Annotated in this window: 15 protein-coding genes; 6 read left to right on the forward strand and 9 right to left on the reverse strand. The window is 33.8% G+C overall.

The annotated features are described in order from the left end of the window. Positions 1–31: 31 nt before the first annotated feature. From M948_RS28100 to M948_RS28110, 4 genes are read right to left on the reverse strand one after another with little or no spacing between them, the layout of a single operon-like run. The gene (locus tag M948_RS28100) at positions 32–2719 is read right to left on the reverse strand and encodes a glycosyltransferase (protein WP_021289753.1); all 2688 of its coding nucleotides are present in this window, start codon (positions 2717–2719) and stop codon (positions 32–34) included. Beyond that, the gene (locus M948_RS42505; protein ID WP_021289754.1) at positions 2700–3815 is read right to left on the reverse strand and encodes a class I SAM-dependent methyltransferase; all 1116 of its coding nucleotides are present in this window, start codon (positions 3813–3815) and stop codon (positions 2700–2702) included. Before M948_RS42505 ends, M948_RS28100 begins: the two co-directional genes overlap by 20 nt. A 35-nt stretch (positions 3816–3850) precedes the next feature. Next, a complete protein-coding gene (locus M948_RS28105; protein ID WP_196806070.1) occupies positions 3851–5137 on the reverse strand; it encodes a glycosyltransferase in 1287 nt (428 codons plus the stop codon). Between the two features lie 9 nt (positions 5138–5146). Further along, on the reverse strand, positions 5147–6337 hold the full coding sequence (locus M948_RS28110; protein WP_021289756.1) for a glycosyltransferase family 4 protein: 1191 nt from the start codon (positions 6335–6337) through the stop codon (positions 5147–5149). Between the two features lie 331 nt (positions 6338–6668). Between M948_RS28110 and tagD the strand changes: the two genes are divergently transcribed. The 6 genes from tagD (at position 6669) to csaB (ending at position 13732) form a co-directional block, all read left to right on the forward strand. Then, entirely contained in the window at positions 6669–7067 is a 399-nt protein-coding gene (gene tagD / locus M948_RS28115; RefSeq protein WP_021289757.1) for a glycerol-3-phosphate cytidylyltransferase, read from the forward strand. Continuing rightward, a complete protein-coding gene (locus M948_RS28120) occupies positions 7060–8235 on the forward strand; it encodes a CDP-glycerol glycerophosphotransferase family protein (protein WP_021289758.1) in 1176 nt (391 codons plus the stop codon). Before tagD ends, M948_RS28120 begins: the two co-directional genes overlap by 8 nt. 232 nt (positions 8236–8467) lie before the next feature. Next, entirely contained in the window at positions 8468–9205 is a 738-nt protein-coding gene (locus tag M948_RS28125; protein ID WP_021289759.1) for a WecB/TagA/CpsF family glycosyltransferase, read from the forward strand. Further along, positions 9202–10770 (forward strand): putative polysaccharide biosynthesis protein, encoded by a 1569-nt coding sequence (locus tag M948_RS28130; protein ID WP_021289760.1) that lies wholly within the window; start codon positions 9202–9204, stop codon positions 10768–10770. Before M948_RS28125 ends, M948_RS28130 begins: the two co-directional genes overlap by 4 nt. Then, positions 10767–12629 carry a DUF5693 family protein gene (locus tag M948_RS28135; RefSeq protein ID WP_021289761.1) on the forward strand — a complete coding sequence of 621 codons (1863 nt, stop codon included), beginning with the start codon at positions 10767–10769 and terminating at the stop codon, positions 12627–12629. Before M948_RS28130 ends, M948_RS28135 begins: the two co-directional genes overlap by 4 nt. Beyond that, positions 12629–13732: a polysaccharide pyruvyl transferase CsaB gene (gene csaB, locus M948_RS28140; protein WP_021289762.1), complete on the forward strand. Its 1104-nt coding sequence runs from the start codon at positions 12629–12631 to the stop codon at positions 13730–13732. The genes M948_RS28135 and csaB overlap by 1 nt, the downstream gene beginning before the upstream one ends. 97 nt (positions 13733–13829) lie before the next feature. On the opposite strand, the gene M948_RS28145 is transcribed toward csaB, so the two are convergent. The 5 genes from M948_RS28145 to M948_RS28165 are packed head-to-tail and all read right to left on the reverse strand — an operon-like array spanning position 13830 to position 17799. Next, complete coding sequence (locus M948_RS28145) at positions 13830–15194, reverse strand: ArnT family glycosyltransferase (RefSeq protein ID WP_021289763.1); 1365 nt, start codon at positions 15192–15194, stop codon at positions 13830–13832. 3 nt (positions 15195–15197) lie between these two features. Continuing rightward, the gene (locus M948_RS28150; protein ID WP_021289764.1) at positions 15198–15539 is read right to left on the reverse strand and encodes an EamA family transporter; all 342 of its coding nucleotides are present in this window, start codon (positions 15537–15539) and stop codon (positions 15198–15200) included. Then, on the reverse strand, positions 15536–15907 hold the full coding sequence (locus M948_RS28155; protein ID WP_021289765.1) for a DUF2304 domain-containing protein: 372 nt from the start codon (positions 15905–15907) through the stop codon (positions 15536–15538). Before M948_RS28155 ends, M948_RS28150 begins: the two co-directional genes overlap by 4 nt. Positions 15908–15914: 7 nt before the next feature. After that, entirely contained in the window at positions 15915–16634 is a 720-nt protein-coding gene (locus M948_RS28160) for a glycosyltransferase family 2 protein (RefSeq protein WP_021289766.1), read from the reverse strand. Next, positions 16612–17799, reverse strand: coding sequence for an acyltransferase (locus tag M948_RS28165; RefSeq protein ID WP_021289767.1), 1188 nt, complete (start codon positions 17797–17799; stop codon positions 16612–16614). The genes M948_RS28160 and M948_RS28165 overlap by 23 nt, the downstream gene beginning before the upstream one ends. Positions 17800–17842: the final 43 nt, after the last annotated feature.

The following is a 17842-nucleotide window of genomic DNA, read 5'->3' on the forward strand; positions in this document are numbered from 1 at the left end:
TACAATAACTCCTCCTTATATAGTAAATCTATTATTTAAATTCATTAGCTATTTTCATATATTCGTTAAGTGAATATAGTTCTTCAAACCGTTCAATTGAAGGGTCACTTACTTGTATATGGTCTTTATATAGTTCAAAGATTAAATAGAGACTATGGACAGCATCGGAAAGTTGTTCACGATGAACTTTATTCAATTTTTTCAAATACCAATTTTTAAAATAAACATAGAATTTTTTATGCATATAAGCTTCTAATAGATCTTGTTCTTCAAGAAACTTTTTCCGTTTTTTTTCTAAAATAAAATAACTATCAAAAAAACTTTTCGAAATTTCATTTGTTACAGAGCCTGATACAGCTGCATAATAAACATGTATATTCAAATTGATAGCTTTAACTTGTTTGGCATGCATTAACAGCTCATGGAAGAATAATGTATCCTGACCAACTGCACCCTCTATCATTTTAAGTGAATGACTTTCCGCTAACTCTCTTTTCATAACCAAAGCTTGGATACTCATTGCTTTAAAGGAAGTATTTTTAAGATACTGTTTAATATCTTTTTGCTTGATTACTTCTTTTCCATTAAACTGGACCATTGTTTTATAATAATCAAAAACCTGAACATCATCAGAAACCTTTAACATATTACCTACTACAAAATCATGATTACTATTTGATATTTCTTGCAATAATATATTGTATCCATCATTAATTGCCTCATTATCTGGATCTAGGTAGGTGATAAATGGAGCTTGGGAAATTTCGAGACCTTTATTTCTTGGTCTAGAAGCACTACCACTACCATTATCATGATAGAAGTAAGTTTTAACATTCTCGTACTTTCTAGCTAAATGGTTAATAACGGTCGTCGTGTAATTATCTGTAGAACCGTCATCCACGATGACTAATTCCATATCTTTAAAAATACTGCTACGTTTTAAACTGTTAAAGCATTTATTTAATAGATGATTTCCATTATTATACGTTGGGATAATAACGGATAACTTAAAGTCTTTCGCTTCTTTATTTTCATTTACATGTTTATTATTGAATTCAAAATGATCAATACTGTAACCATTTTCCTTTTTCACCGGTTCTGTCATTGATACTAATTCTTCAACAGTAAAAGAATCTCCCCAAAAAACAGTACGATACTTATCATCTATACTATTAACATAATCATGTTCGGTACCTTTTACTAATTCATCCCCATGATAATAAGCATGTTTTGTTATATAATCCGAATCTGTATATTTAAAACCATTGATCATATCTTCAAGATAGAACTCGCCATATACTTTTCTTTCATCAAAGAAAGTAACCATATCAAACTTATGTTTCATTGTTTCATCAAAGCCGCTTTCAATTATTAGTTCCTTATCCTTGTACGTTTGTCGATTAAACATTTCTCTGATCAACTTAGTATCATGCTTCACAACAACAGCAACTGATCTGCGTTGCTTTTCGTATAAAGAGTTGGTTTTCATTAACAGTTCACCTATTCTGTGATAGGTAGTTTCATTTGACATGACGCTACGAATACCAAATATCTGATGGTTATATTTCTCTTCTTCTGTAAAGCCATTGAGAATATCTTTCGCTTCACTTCTATTATTAATAAGGAAAACATTTGGAAATTTATTATTAACTCCAACACTGTAATTTGAAAGTAGTATATTTCCTAAAGCCTGTAATTCATAAATTCGATTTGCAAACATGGTATTACTGTATTTCACCGAATTTAGATTGATAGCCCAATCATAAAGTTTATGCAGCTTCTGTAAGGTGTGATGATCTACTCCAGGAGACACATATTTCACATATTTCTCTGGAAAGAAATGCCGTTCCAATTTCAATTCATAATTACGATCAACAATCTTCAAATTAGTTTGGTTATCTAGTATTCCATCAAATATTCGTTTCGTGTCGACAATACGATGAGGATACTTTACATACCAAGAACCAGAGAACAACACACCTTTTAGTTTATTCACTGTTTTAAATCCAACCGGATTATGGTATGTAGGATTTACCCCAAAGTTTAAAACATCAACGTTGTTGTTATTACAATCTACTTTATACTGTTCAACCATTTCTTCTGCAGTTGTAAATATGAAATCACATTTTTGTGCTAATTCAATAAAAATTGAATAGTTAACTGGATCCTCTTTTGAATAGAATACCGTTTTTATTCCATTGGATTTATAGTGATTAAGTATTTCAAACATTTGATTTCTATGCTTTCTGATATTAGGGTTTCCTAACCCTTTCCACTCCATATTTAACCCTTTCCAAGAGGTAACAAGTAAAAACATATCTAATTTATTCGTATAATCTTTATAATTATCTTTCGTTATATAGTAAAAATTAGCAACACCTTTAAAGGAGTTAAACAAGAATTCATCTGCTACAATTCCGATATTAACTTTGTATGTGTTGTAGTATCTACTACCGTTACTATCTGGGATTTGGTCTAATAATCGTCGAACCTTAGAAATAAAATTAACATCTGCATGCTGATCCCTGTATTTTAAGTACTTAATCTTTTGTTCTTTATTGTCGGTAGAAGAATTGCTCGTTTCCACTTTTGAATGCTTCACATTAAAACTATGATCTTTACTCTTTATATACTCCAAGTCAGAGTTTATATTCTGTTGTAGTTGATGTTTCAGTTTTCTTATTGTTTTTAACCTTTGATTAATTGACTTTAGATCCACTATTTTTTCCCCCAAAACGTTGTCTTCTCCATTGCCAGTACTTTAGTTGTAATCGTCCTAATTTCGAGTTTTTTAGTGCATCATAACGCTCTAACAGTTGTGCATGGTTTTTTAATAACTTCTCTTCTTTTGTATAAGATTGTAGTAACTTCTTGTCTGATTCCACTTTCTTCTTTTTTTCATTAATAAACTTTTGTTCGGTTTTTTTCACTTTTGTTTGTGTGTTTTTTTGTAATTCTTTATATTTTTTTTCGATCTCTCTTAAGGAAGAAATGGTATTTCTCAAGCTTTCATTTTTGGATAAGAGACGACTCGTCGCTTCTTCCTGTTTATTTCTTTCCAATCGTTCTTCAGTTCCTTGCTCTTGAATTTTATTCTCATAACGATTATTGGTAGCAATTAAATTACGAATTTCTTTTTTCTTTTCATCTATTTCATTAATTAGCGACCGTTCTTTCAGGTAGAAATTTTCTTCTAATTCCCTGAGTGTATCTATATTTACCGTATCAATATATTTTCTTTCATCATTCTCTTGGTATTTTAAGATTACTCCAATCCATCTACCAAAAAACTTTATTTCAGCAAGACTTAGATGATCAATTTGTAGTTCAATTAATTCTTTCAAGTAATATGTTCTTTTATGATCTGGAAAGTCGTTAATCCCAAAAGGAACCGTAATTATAACCCTGCCGTTCGGAGTTAATAGCTGCATCGCTTTTTGTAAGAACCGCTTTGGGTCAGTAAGATGCTCTAATATTTCCCCAAAAATGACGGTATCAAATTTCTTCCCGTTAGGTTCATAATCAATAAAGTTGGCCATTTGAAATTCAACATGTTTTTTAGTAGAGTGCACTTCTTCATTCAGCATACTGTTTGCATAATCAATAGACTCTTGGCGCACATCTATACCTAAAACGTACTTGCTCTCCCTAGCCAACAAAATTGAAGTAACCCCTTGGGAACATCCTACATCAAGAATTCCCTCACCTTGAGCATGTTCGCAAATCCAATGAATTCTTTTCCTTGTGTCATAACCAAACTCTGAACCCATATTATCAAAGTAAGCTTCGCTAATACGATCTAACAACTCCACCATCTACTAGCCCTCCTATTAAACATACGCTTAGACATTTAACTCTCATTATAAATATCTAACAAAATATTCTGTTCGTTTCTCCAATTATATTTCAGTTTAGCTTTACTGCAATTAACAGCCATTTGTTTTCTTATACTAGGATTATCTAATAAATAGTTAACTCCTAGCGCAATTGATTTATAATCATGTGAATCAACACAAACGCCTGTCCCTTCCCCTTCTACAATCTTTTGAATTTCAGGGAAGCTACATGCTATTACAGGAATGTCACTCATCATATATTCAAATAATTTATTTGATGAAGCGGAATAATGATTAAAATTTGTATTATTCAAAACTTGGAATCCTAAATATGCATTTTGAGTATATTTAGGTAAATCCGATAATGGAACTTTGGGTAAAAATTTCACTCGGTCTTGCAGCTCCAAATCTTCTACCATTTTTTCCAATTGTGGCTTAATTCTCCCATCTCCAATCAATACTAACGTTCCTTCATTAAAAGATGGTACTGCTTCTATAAGCTTCTCCAGCCCTCTACCTGCTTGTATGCCACCTTGATATAGAAGGATTTTTTCTTCTGGAAATAGCCCTAACTTTTCGTTTATATTTATCTTTTCATTTTCCACTTTCCCTAGAACAAATGGATAATTATGCAATACATGGGGATAAAAACCATAAAGATCTTGATTGTATTTTGCCCTCGTATGATTTTCTACTATCATTGTGTCGATACGTTTAATTAAGAGCCCTTCTAAGTAACGATAGTAATTACTATCGTATCCTGTACGACTTGTTTGTACTTCATGGGAATCATAGACTAGCTTTTTTCGTTTAAATCGGAGTTTAGAACACACATAACCTTGAGGAAGAGTGTTTAAGTCATTTGCGTGATAAATATCATAATGACTTCGAGACCCTTTTAAGATCATCCTTAAGAATATACTTCCTCTTGTCATTACAACTTTTAATTTCGTTTTTAACAACACCAAAAAAAATATTGATATAAATCCAGTAAAATAAGGGAATATCAATAAGAAAAATAGCCATATTAATAACAATATAGCACCAATTGATTTATGTTTTATTGAATTTTTGTATAGTTTTTGTAAAGTTTCGAGTACGACTGGATACCTTCTTACTCGGAACACCTGAAAATTTTCATTTATTTTTTCTTGTTTTTTCAACGTTTCATCACTTGGATCATCAATACATATTAAGTCTACGTTATACCCTCGCCCTGATAGAGATGTGCATTCACGTAACACCCTTGCATCATTTGTAAAATGATTCCAAACAAACATACACACATTCTTCTTCATTATTGCTCCTTTTTAGGAATTAATTATTTCTAATAGAGAATGGATATTCGATTCCCATAAAAAGTTTTCTACAACAAACCGCTTACCATTATTACTCTTTTCTTCTCTTAAGCTTGGATCTTTATGCAAAATATGTATGTACTTCATCAATTCTTCCACATTATTATTAGCCACATAGCCTATATCTTGGTTTAAAATAATATCCTTTGACAATCCTGACACAGACCCAACAACGGGAACACCACATGTCATATAGTCGATAATCTTACCAGGCAATACCGTTTTAAATACTTCTTTATCCATTAATGTTACAATACCAACATGGTGCTCGGAGATTACTCTAAGACATTCTTCACGATTTAGAGGTTCGAGAAAGGTGACATTATCTAAACTATTGGTCTCGATATAATGCTTTAAGCCTTCTCTTCGTAAACCATAACCAATGATGGTAAATTCTATATTATGTTTCTTCAATTCTTGAGAAAGCTGCATTAGGATCTTATCATCTTGCGCCAAACCAATATTACCCGCATAGATAACCTTAAAGGAACGACTGTTGGAAGCTGGATTAATTTCCTTTGCCCTAGCTCCATTTGGGATATAATTTATCTTTTTAATAAAGGATGCAGAATAATTAGTAATATGCTCAATAAATCCACTACTGTTCACAACAATGTTATCTGATTTTTTATATAATAGTTTCTCTATCATCTTGAATACATTCAAAATAGCTGGTTTGTCAAAAACCCCAACACCTTTTAATGATTCCGGCCATAAGTCCCGAACATCGAGTATGAGTTTTGCATTAAATTTAATTTTAGCAAACAACCCAACTATCGCAACAAAGATTGGTGGAGAGGTGGTATACACAATATCATACTTATTTTGGCTTTTTATAACTGAAACAAACATTTTCAATGCCATTTCAACGTAATAAAATAACCGGTTAAATATGCTTCTGGAATATTTCTTGTTTTTGATCTTAATTCTTTCTATATTAAATAAATCATTATTTAATTCACCATCATCCCAAAATTGATCACTTTGATAAATTTTTTTATTGGGATATGTAGGATCGGTCGTTAGAACTTGAACATCGTTTCCATTCTTTTTAAGCAACGTATAAATATTCTTTATTCTATTACCCGCACTTCCAATTTCAGGGTAAAAATTTTGTGAGATAATTAAAATTTTTCTTGACATAAAATTTCTCTCGTTTCATAAACATAAATAATTGTCGTAAAAGCAGATGAAGAATTAAGGACTTTAAACTTAGATGCAAAACGAAAATGATACTTATGGACTACGCGCAAACCAATCAATTATCTATACAAATATAACATAATTATAATAGAATTGTAACTTAATTTCTACATATTTCCACAATTTCTGCCACATTTTTTTGATAAATTATATTTATTTCAGGTATAAACAATAGTATAATAGAATGTATATTAATTGTTAAAAGTTTGTAAATTCAACGTTAAAAAAACATAGTATAATAGTATTTATCAAAATACGGAGGTTTTTCATAATGAAAAAAGTAATCACTTATGGAACATTTGACTTACTGCATACAGGTCATATAAATATATTACGTCGTGCAAAAGAATACGGAGATTATTTAATTGTTGCAATATCAGCAGATGAATTTAATGCCTTAAAGGGGAAGAAAGCTTATTATACCTTTGAACAAAGAAAGGCTATTCTCGAGGCTATTCGTTACGTGGACTTGGTAATTCCTGAGTATACGTGGGAACAAAAAATAGAGGACGTCCAAAAATACGATGTCGATATTTTTGTTATGGGAGACGACTGGGAAGGTAAATTCGACTTTTTGGAAGAACATTGTGAAGTTGTTTACTTGCCAAGAACTGTTGGTATCTCTACAACAAAAATTAAGACTGACCTAAACATGACAAATAATGGTTAAAGAAATTTTTATAAGTATATACCTCTTTGCTTTCCGTATACTTTTTAATTTCTTTAAATTATTCCCACTAAAACAAAAAACAGTAGGTGTTTCCACGTTTGGGGATAATATTTACTATACAACTGAAGCTTTATCCAACTTGTCCGACGAAGAGATTATTATTCTTAAAGATGGGTCATGTAGGTATCCGTTTGATGATACAAATGCAACCATTATTCCGTTTTCTTTAAAAAATCCATTTGCATTTATTAAATCAGTTTACCATCTTGCTACTGCTACTACTATTTTAGTAGATACGTATTATGGTTTTTTAGCCGTTACCCATTTCAAACAAGGAGTAACCTGTATCCAATTATGGCATGCTGGTGGTGCAATCAAGCAGTTTGGTCTAATGGATCCTACAAATAAATATAGAACAGCAAAAGCAAATGAACGCTTTGCCAATGTCTACCGGAGCTTTGATTACACGGTTGTCGGATCGGAAATGATGGCAGAGACATTTAAAGAAAGTTTTGGGCTTTCAGATAATCGCATTCTGCGTACTGGTATACCGCGCTCAGATGTTTTATACGATCGTTCGATGAAGGATCGTATTTATCATAACATGTTAGTTAAGCATCCCAACATTAAGAATAAACAAATTATTTTATATGCACCAACATTTCGAAATAACCAGTTATCTAATTATCAATTGAAGTTAGAGATTGATAAGCTGTACCGCGAACTGTCTGATGATTATGTGCTGTTTATTAAACCTCATCCTGCGGTAACTTATGAGATAAGTGAAGTTTATAAAGATTTTGTATATGATGTGTCGGAATTTTATGATACGAATCACTTATTGCTTATCACTGACTTATTAATTACCGACTATTCATCCATTCCATTTGAGTATGCTTTATTGGAAAAACCAATGATTTTCTTTGCTTATGATATGGATGAATTTAGTTTTACTAGTGGCTTAATTGATGATTATGAACACAAGATGCCAGGCCCAGTCATAGCGTCGACAGAAGCTATTATTCTAGCAATTAAGGAAAATAAGTTTAATTATAAACAAATCAAAGACTTTGCAAAACAATGGAATGAGTACTCAAATGGTACATCCAGTTTAAATCTAGCGAAATATTTAACCGATACAGAAGAAAAAGAAAGAGCAATTGTTTAACATCCCATTTCATATGGGATGTTTTTTTATAATCTTTTTAAGCCCCTATCCAAACTCTTACACCTAGCATATCATATTTCATCCAGCATATTCTGTTAAGTTTCAGTAAATAATGTTAATTATCTGTAAATATAAATGAAATTAGTTAACTTATATATTAATATGGACACGTAAAGGATTAAATAGTTATTCTTTAACACCCGATGCGTGAACTTCAAAGGAGCCTGAGTAAATGATGAAACATATAACAATAATGAATGTTCCTTTTCTAAATACAGATCATCATTCGTTTGTATACTTACTAAACAAACGAATTCAACAAAAAGAGAAAACATTTGTTGTAACGGCAAATCCAGAAGTAGTGATGAAGGCACAAGAGGATTTGCATTTTATGCAGCAATTGCAACAAGCAACGTATATCGTCGCGGACGGAATAGGAATTGTAAAGGCAGCTAAAATATTAAAACAGCCTTTACCTGAACGAGTTACTGGCTATGATACAATGATTGATTTATTAAAACTAGCAGAAAAAAATCACTATCGTATTTTTTTACTTGGTGCACAGGAAGAAACCTTACAAAGAGCGATAACTAACATCCAGAACCAGTTTCCAAATATTGAAATTGTTGGTTGTAAAGATGGCTATTTTAACCTGGAATCAAATGATATTACAGATCACATTGTACAGTTACAGCCTGATATAACATTTGTCGCGCTGGGATGTCCAAGACAAGAGAATTGGATCGCGAACAATCTATCAAAATTCAATCATGGATTGTTAATGGGAGTTGGGGGTTCTTTCGACGTTATTGCAGGGAAGGTTCAGCGAGCACCTGTAATTTTTCAGAAGTTGAATTTGGAATGGCTTTACCGATTAGTAAAACAACCAACCAGATGGAGAAGAATGCTTGCACTTCCACAATTTGCTTTCCACATTGTTAAGCAAAAGAAAAAGGAAAAAGTTTCATGAGCCGTTCTGCTTTTGTTAGAAGTACGTTACTATTAACGGTCGCCACTTTAGTATCTAAAGTATTGGGAAGTGTTTTTCGAATACCTCTTCAAAATATTGCTGGTGACCATGTCTTAGGAATCTTTAGTCTTGTATACCCGGTTTATATGGTGGCTCTTACGTTATCTGTAGCAGGTATTCCTATTGCTATTTCAAAGCTAATCGCCGATGCTCGAGCAAAGGGTGAATTATCATTTGTAAAAGAAATTTACGTAACAGCAAGTATTCTGGCTTTATTGTTCGGTATCTCTAGCTTTCTACTAATATATAGCTTATCCACTCCTTTAGCTTCAGCTTTAGGAGGACAGTCTACAAGACTTGCTTTAATTGTAGTTACAGCCACCTTATTAGTTGCACCGTATATGGCTGTTTATCGAGGTTACTTTCAAGGCTTTGAGGATATGAAACCGACTGCTATCTCACAAGTTATTGAACAGTTCATCCGCGTTGGTTTGATTTTAGTTATTGCCTATTACTTTGTTCAACAAGACTTTTCTGATGCTACGGTAGCTGGTGGTGTCATGATTGGTTCGGTTGTAGGAGCATTTACATCACTTATCTATTTAAGAGTGAAATATATTCGTTCACCTTTAAGGCAAACCTTAACTAGGAAATATACGTTAAAGCTATTCTCCTCTTGGAGCAAACAGATATTAAAACTATCGATACCGATTGCTATTGGCACAATTACCATGGCTTTAATAAATTTTATCGACTCTTTTACCATTCCTTATGGTTTACGTAGTATAGGTGAATCGGAAACGGGGATTAATTATCTTTATGGTATCTATGGCCGTGGCCTTTCCATTGTCCAAATTGCGACTGTTTTTTCGACGTCGATTGTTCTCCCACTCATTCCGTTAATAACAACAAAGCTAGCAGAAGGAGAGACACAACAAGTAAGGTCCGTCATAGAAAAGACATATCGTATGACGCATTTACTTTCATGGCCTGCAGCAATGGGGTTACTAGGTCTTACATTACCAATTAATTTAGCTTTATTTACTGACTTAGAAGGAAGCGGAGTTCTAGCTATCCTTGGACTAAGTTCTGTTTTTACTTCGTTAACCATTTTAAGTACCGGTATTCTACAAGGTATGAACTTAGCTAAACAAGCAGCCTTCATAATTGTTTGCGGTATATTAATGAAAGCCCTATGCAATATTTACTTCATTCAATTATTTGGATTACGTGGTGCAGCTTTCTCTACGTTATTGGTATATATTGTTTTATTAATTATCAATACATGGTATATCTTTAAGCATTATCCATTTTCCATTAGACGTAAGCTAATAACAAAAATAATGATTGCTTCCATATCCATGGGGGCTGTTATTGGAGTACCAACCTTGTATGTATCTATAACAGATTGGTCACGGGTTCAAGCTCTTCTCTATTTGCTCGTAGCTATGTTCATTGGAGTTACTATCTATGTGTTACAACTATACCTATTTAATGTGGTGAATAAAACAGACATCGTAAAGAATATTCCTTATTTCTCCCAGAAAGGAAGAGCAGAAAAATGAACAAGCAGAAATGGATTTGGATGACGTTAATCGTCTTACTTGCAGTTACAATACCCGGAATTATTGAGCGTTGGCAGACAGAGGCAGAAAATAATACGTACGAAATCGCCGCTCCTTATCAAGAGATTGATCAGCTAGCAACAGATCATGAAGAATTAAATACAGAGGACATTCTTTCTTCTTTAAAAAAGTCTGGCTTAAATACGGTTAGCATAAGTCCTCTATCATTAAATTGGATGGAGAACCAAGACATCGTTACTATCTATAACGAACAGGAGTTAAACGATGCGTTACGATTTAGTAATCAAGACGAAATGGTGGACACGGAAGCAAAAGGATATTACATCACTCAACCAAGGGATGCTTATTTTAATAAACTGATTTCCGAAAACCTACAGCCTTCTTCCGTTACAATTAGTGGTCAGGATTTTTACTTTATTGAAAAAGAAATGGATATCCTATCTAGAAACATTGCTTACAATGAAGAGACGTTAGATCAAGTTAAACAGCTTGGACTTAACTATATGTTCCGAGTAGAAAATACAAACCAGAAATGGAATCAAAAAAGTGTCGATCAGCTCATCAAGTTAAAGGAAACAGATACTACTAATTTATTATTTTATGGTCAGGATGTCATTGGATATCCAAATATGGAAGAAGTAGAACAATGGACAAACCAATTAACCGATGTAGGCTACCATTTTTATTCCATTGAGTTTACTCAACAAAAAGGGTTACAAACAATAGCTCGTAATACTGACTACAATACGATCAGATTGCATAGTATGGATTTAAATAATAAAACACTACCGGAAAATATTGATCAAGCTGTACGAGCTGTCAAAGAACGAAATATACGATCTATTTTCTTCCATATTCAAACAGGTGATCCAACTGAAAGCTTAGAGAATGCGAATGCATTTGTTGAAGGTGTTCATCACAACTTAGAGAATAATTTCCAGCAAGGCTCTCCTAAGCCATTTACCGAAATAAACACACCAATCTGGACCCAAGTACTCCTCTTCCTTGCCGGCATTCTGTTTACAGGTTTAGCTGCAACGATCGTAAGGGATAGAAAATGGATGATTGCTGCTATCGTATTCATGACGCTTTTAGTAATAGGATATTATCTTACTGAAAGACTATTCCTCATACAGGGCTTTGCACTAATTCTTGCGATAGTAGCACCAATTTATGCTGTACTATCTACAATAAATACAGGAGATAAGCAGCTAGGCGGTATTACTTTGCATTATTTAAAGGCACTAGGGATAACCTTTGTCGGTATAATCATTGTCATTGGCCTACTAAACGGTAATGCTTTTATCACCGGATTTGAAGTGTTTAGAGGAGTAAAATTAGTTTATCTTATTCCTATTCTATTTGTCGGTGTATTTCTATTCTGGAGAGAAATCGTAATGCTATTAAAAGTTCCAGTGAAGTACTGGCATCTTGCAGTCATCTTTATCATTGGCGTAATAGGCATCTATTATATTACGAGAACAGGTAATAGTGCGACTGTAAGCGACATGGAACTGATGATACGAAGCACATTAGAGGAATGGCTATATGTTCGCCCTAGAACAAAAGAATTCCTCATTGGTCTTCCATTTTATTTATTAGCAATCTATGTGTTCAAAACGAATAAATTACTGGGAAAAGTCTTGGTGATTCCAGGGATCATTGGCTTTCTATCAATCATGAATACTTTTACCCACCTTCATATCCCATTGCATATTTCCTTACTAAGAACAGGTTATAGCATTGTTATTGGCTATCTCTTAGGACTGTTGCTTATCTGGATTTATCGAAAATGTGTACCCTTTATTACAAAACGCATCCGAAGGGAGTGGGTATAATGCATATTGTTGTTTCCGGTTATTATGGATTTGATAATGTTGGCGATGAGGCTATTTTGTTTTCCATTATAGAACAGCTTCGAATGGTTCAACCTACCATTAAAATTACCATATTATCTAATAACCCAGAACAAACGAAAAGAACCTATCAAGTAAATGCCGTAAACCGACGAAAGATTAATGAGATCATTCAAGCATTACGCGATTCAGATGGATTAATTAGTGGTGGTGGCAGTCTTTTACAAGATAAAACAGGGATGTTGACCATCCCCTATTATACGGGCATCATCAAATTGGCCAAATGGCTGCAGAAACCTGTGTTTATTTATGCGCAAGGGATGGGACCAATTAATGGGGTTTTAAGTAAATGGTTAGTGAAATATGCGTTAAATCATGTGGAGCAAATCACGGTACGCGATCAAGCTTCACAGCACTTACTGAATCAAATTGGCATTAAACATATGTCTACAATTGTTCCCGATCCTGTTTTAGGTTTAGATTCTAGCTCCTATGACCATCAATGGGAGACGGCTGATAAATTAACTCAAAAGTTCATTACTGTGAGTGTGAGGGATTGGCCAACGAATAAGCCATTCACTCAAAAGATAGCATCTACTTTAGATCAGCTCGTTCAAGATGGATATGCTGTGGTGTTCGTACCAATGCATGGGGAAAAGGATCAACGTAAATCGCAAGAGACAGCTGAACGAATGACAGAGCATAGTTATATTTCGCCAGCGAACGCTTCCTTAGAAGCTAAAATTGCGCTTATCGGTGAATCCAATTTACTCATTGGCATGCGTCTGCATTCACTCATATTTTCAGCAATTAATTATACGCCATTTGTAGCAATTTCGTACGACCCAAAAATTGATGCTTTTGCTGCGCTTTGTAATCAACCTGTAGTCGGACATGTAGAAGAAGACAATTGGGACGATAAACAGTTATATCAACAAGCAACCCATGCACTCGACAATGAAGAGCTAAGAAGAATGAAATTGAGAGAGATTGTACGCATGTATCAACGCGATGCAAGAGCCACACCAGAACTTGCGCTAGATACTTTCTTTGGGCGAGAAAAACGTCCATATAGTAATGTATAAATGTTAAATGGAAACACCCAAGTAGATTAGCTGACACCAATCTGCTTGGGTAATGAAAGGGAAAAATTCGTATTCAAACTAAAAAATGCGAACAAAGCTAGGAAGCAGCCTTGTTCGCATTTTTTAGTTTCGATCGTTGTAAGAGGTTTCTGATGTTCGTAATTAACGTTACGATAGCATAGCCATTTAATATACACATAACTGGTATAATAAAAAAGCCATATCTTGGAATAGTTAGGAATAGATTGGATAATCCAATATACAGGATAAGAATAGAAGCAATTGCGATTGCTTCTTTTTTTCGAGAAATAAACGAAATAATCACCGTAATAAATGCTAGATTTACAATTAGATGATGGATCATCTTGACGAAGTTCACATAACCATATGCCGTGTAGAAATAGATGGCATCTGGAAGTTTAAATAATTCGTATGTTTTTCCTACCGTAAACCAAGCTAACCAGAGTCCAAAATTTGTTTCAAACCCTTCTTTTATTTTCATGAGTGCATATTCCTTACTATCCATGCCCAGTTCCTCTTGTTCTTTCCAATAATCCGAAAAGCTGTACATATCAAAAGGGTTACTCCCTGCAAACCAACTGTTGCCTGAATGTGTAGATAATAGAATAAACTCTTGAAACACAATAAAATTTCGAATTACCCATGGAGCAATAACCACGGCAGCACCCACTGCCCAAAGAGCACTAATGACGATTGACGTTTTTATTTGATGACGATATTTTAGAAACAAAATAACAAATGCAATTAGTACCAAAGGCGCAATTACTGGTCGGAGCATAACTCCATAACAAAATACAACTGCAAATAAGATATGAAAGATTTTCTTGTTTTTTTCTAACGCTATTAAAAATAAATAGATCGCTAAACAAAAGAAAAAGATACCCGGTATTTCAGTTAACGCTGTCCGAAAATAATGGTAAGGTGTAAAGTAGACGGCATAAAAAGCACTTGCAGCAACCCCCATCCATTGATTCTTAAACGTCTTCAAAGCAATGTTATAGATGAGTAAAATAGTAGCTAAACTTAATACCATATTAAACACAGTTACGATGATCATTTGTTCGACACCTAAGGTATTCGCGATAAGAAAGAGTACCACTAATATCATGGGATAACCAGGTGTTACAAATGCATTGCTTTCCCCATTTGTGTTGTAACCATAGATGCCATCTTCAATGATTTGATTTGCCATTTCCGTATATAGATAAGCGTCCCGACTCCCATACTTCCATGTATGCTCTTTTAGCGCCGCTATCCTTTCACTTATCACGCCATCGTCTAATTGTTGTTGAATCTCTTCATCAGTTGGTTGAACAAAATTACTCCCTGGATGCTCGATGAAAAAATAGATATAGATGAAAAAGGAAAGGAACAAAATGAGTCCAAGGATATATAATGGGGCCTTCTCATATAACTGTTGAAAAAAAGTAGATCGATTCATAGATTACCTCGCTATTAAATATACTCCAAAAACAATAATTGCTGCACCAGCCCATTGAATTGGGGTAACCGTTTCTTTAAAAATAACGTATCCAATAACAACACCTAATACATAAGCAAGACTTTGGAAGGGATAGGCAATGCTAAACGGCATTCTAGACAATATGTATAACCAAAGGCCTGTTGCTAATACATAGATTAGACCACCACCAATAATATATGGCGATTTTATCACTTCAACTATCGTTCCTAACCCCATGGTGCCAATTTGCTGCATGCCCACTTTCCATAACATTTGACCACTAACTAAAAGCAAAATATTCACAACGAGCAAAAGATAATTCATATATTTTCTTTCCTTTTTTCCTCAAATTCTGAGCTTGAATTACGCTGCTGTTCTTTTAGTAATGCAAACTCTTGAGTTAAATGAATAACTTTCTGATTTAATTTCGAGATGCGCCTCGTTAAATCAAAAATCATAATAATCGTACTCAGTAAACCAAATAAGAATAATAAACTCGGTGCATAAACGATTCCTAACCAATCAGCGATTAGTTCCAACAATCCTCTTGAAAGACTCAGTATCCCCAAGATGACACTTAAAAAAAGCCAAATTAATGCATCTTTTGTTTCGAGAATCCCTCTCCGAACAGATTCAATAACGATGACAAAGAACAAACAAACAATAAGAAAACTAAATAAATTGATATTCATTGTTGCCTTACTCCTTAACAATAGACTGCATTAGGATGGAAAGTGTAACTTTTCCAAAGTAATATATGCTCTTCATAGGCGTTATCGATGATTCGCCACCAAGACGGGCATGCATATTGGCAGTGACTTCTTTAATTCTCATGTTTTTGCGATTCAAATGCATAAGTACTTCCGGCTCAGGATAATCTTTGGGATAATGATGAGCAAATAAAGTAATTACTTTACGATTAATGGCACGGTATCCAGAAGTAGGATCAGTAAAACGCTTTTTAGTTAGAAGCTTTAAAACAATATAAAAATAATAAATGCCAATTCTCCTTGTTTTACTCCCCTTATAATCCGTTTTCTTCAAGAACCTAGAGCCGATAACCATATCTTCTTCCTCCTTTATAATCGGCTCGATTAATTCTAATAAATCATGCACATTATGCTGGCCATCTGCATCAAATTGAACTGCAATTTCATAGCCATGGTTATATGCATATTTATAACCTGTTTGCACTGCTCCGCCTATTCCTAGATTTTGGGGTAAATGTAATGACACAATGTCAAATGTATCAATTATTTCTTTTGTTCGGTCCGTGGATCCGTCATTCACCACGCATATCTCTAATCTATCGATCTGATTGCTTAACTCCATTAAACTTGTTAATGTGGTAGCAATACTAGCTTCTTCATTATAGGCAGGTACAATAATAATCGTCTTAGGAATAGTTTTGATATTCATGGATATTACTTCCCTTCTGCTTTGGAATTTTAAATAATTTTTGCAGATTCATTTTTCCAAATAGCACCCAATAAAAAGGAATAAATCGATACGTTACACGTACAGCCAACCAGCTGAGTAAACCTACAAGAATAAATGTGATCACTTGCCATCCGTGATAGATGATTGGCGATCCAGAGTTAACTAACTGTCTGAATACCATTAGGAACAAGGGGTGGATGAGATAAATTCCAAAGGATGTTGCCCCTATTTCCATAAACACCATTTTGGTTCTTAATTGAAATGTTTGGTTTGCAAGATGAGCTAAATAGAACAAGAATACACCCGCAAATAAAGCATGCGTTGCCCATGTAAACTCCCCAATATAACTAGATACAAAACCAGGTAAGTAATTACCAATCGTTGTGAAAACACCAATCCTTGATAAATACATATAACCGGTATATAAAAATACCATTACGCCATAACCAAGGGTCAGTGGAATGATGATTCTCTCTTTAAAAAGTGGTTGCTTCCACTTAGCCTTTAAATCGTTATAATAGATTCCCAGAAATGCTCCCATAAAATAAAAAGATAAATAGGATAATGAAATCGACCCCTTCCAAGGAATATGGAAATAGTTGTTATTTAGAATAACCCATCCCCATTGCAATAGGAGGCCAATCCAAATGGCGTGTTTTCTTAAAAACGTTAATTTCTTAAAGGCAATCAAAAACAAAGGAAATAGTAGGTAGAATTGCACACTAATAAAGACGAAATATAAATGAGTATGTGCTTTCCCTAATGCCAATAAGGTTATAAAGCGGTTAATGGCAAAGGAAATACTGGGATAATCATAATAGACAACCATTTTTATAACAAAATAGAGTAAAGAAAATACAAAATAGGGAATTAAAATAAACTTTAGCCGCTTGCCATAAAATCGTTTCATTAATCCCCAGTTTGTTTCTCTAGGATAGTAATTATAAAATAATACAAAACTGCTTAGCATAATAAATGTTGGCGTACCTAGTTTTCCAGCTATATTCAAGAAATTATAAATCGGAAAAAGTACTGAATCTGGTTCAACATTTGTCACACCGCTCGATGAACCGTGAACCGCCAGTACTGCCAAAATCGCAAAAGCTCGTGCTAGCTGTATTTCATCCAGTGTATTCTTTCGCAATTGATTCACTCTCATCACCATTACCTATGTCATATTTCCGAAG

Source organism: Virgibacillus sp. CM-4 (assembly GCF_000445495.1).
Classification (GTDB): domain Bacteria; phylum Bacillota; class Bacilli; order Bacillales; family Amphibacillaceae; genus Virgibacillus; species Virgibacillus salexigens.

Excerpts from the sequence above, each read along its gene's own strand:
- M948_RS42505 (WP_021289754.1), bottom strand. The coding sequence starts at position 3,815 with ATGGTGGAGTTGTTAGATCGTATTAGCGAAGCTTACTTTGATAATATG.
- M948_RS28110 (WP_021289756.1), bottom strand. The coding sequence starts at position 6,337 with ATGTCAAGAAAAATTTTAATTATCTCACAAAATTTTTACCCTGAAATT.
- tagD (WP_021289757.1), top strand. The coding sequence starts at position 6,669 with ATGAAAAAAGTAATCACTTATGGAACATTTGACTTACTGCATACAGGT.
- M948_RS28120 (WP_021289758.1), top strand. The coding sequence starts at position 7,060 with ATGGTTAAAGAAATTTTTATAAGTATATACCTCTTTGCTTTCCGTATA.
- M948_RS28125 (WP_021289759.1), top strand. The coding sequence starts at position 8,468 with ATGATGAAACATATAACAATAATGAATGTTCCTTTTCTAAATACAGAT.
- M948_RS28130 (WP_021289760.1), top strand. The coding sequence starts at position 9,202 with ATGAGCCGTTCTGCTTTTGTTAGAAGTACGTTACTATTAACGGTCGCC.
- M948_RS28135 (WP_021289761.1), top strand. The coding sequence starts at position 10,767 with ATGAACAAGCAGAAATGGATTTGGATGACGTTAATCGTCTTACTTGCA.
- csaB (WP_021289762.1), top strand. The coding sequence starts at position 12,629 with ATGCATATTGTTGTTTCCGGTTATTATGGATTTGATAATGTTGGCGAT.
- M948_RS28145 (WP_021289763.1), bottom strand. The coding sequence starts at position 15,194 with ATGAATCGATCTACTTTTTTTCAACAGTTATATGAGAAGGCCCCATTA.
- M948_RS28150 (WP_021289764.1), bottom strand. The coding sequence starts at position 15,539 with ATGAATTATCTTTTGCTCGTTGTGAATATTTTGCTTTTAGTTAGTGGT.
- M948_RS28155 (WP_021289765.1), bottom strand. The coding sequence starts at position 15,907 with ATGAATATCAATTTATTTAGTTTTCTTATTGTTTGTTTGTTCTTTGTC.
- M948_RS28160 (WP_021289766.1), bottom strand. The coding sequence starts at position 16,634 with ATGAATATCAAAACTATTCCTAAGACGATTATTATTGTACCTGCCTAT.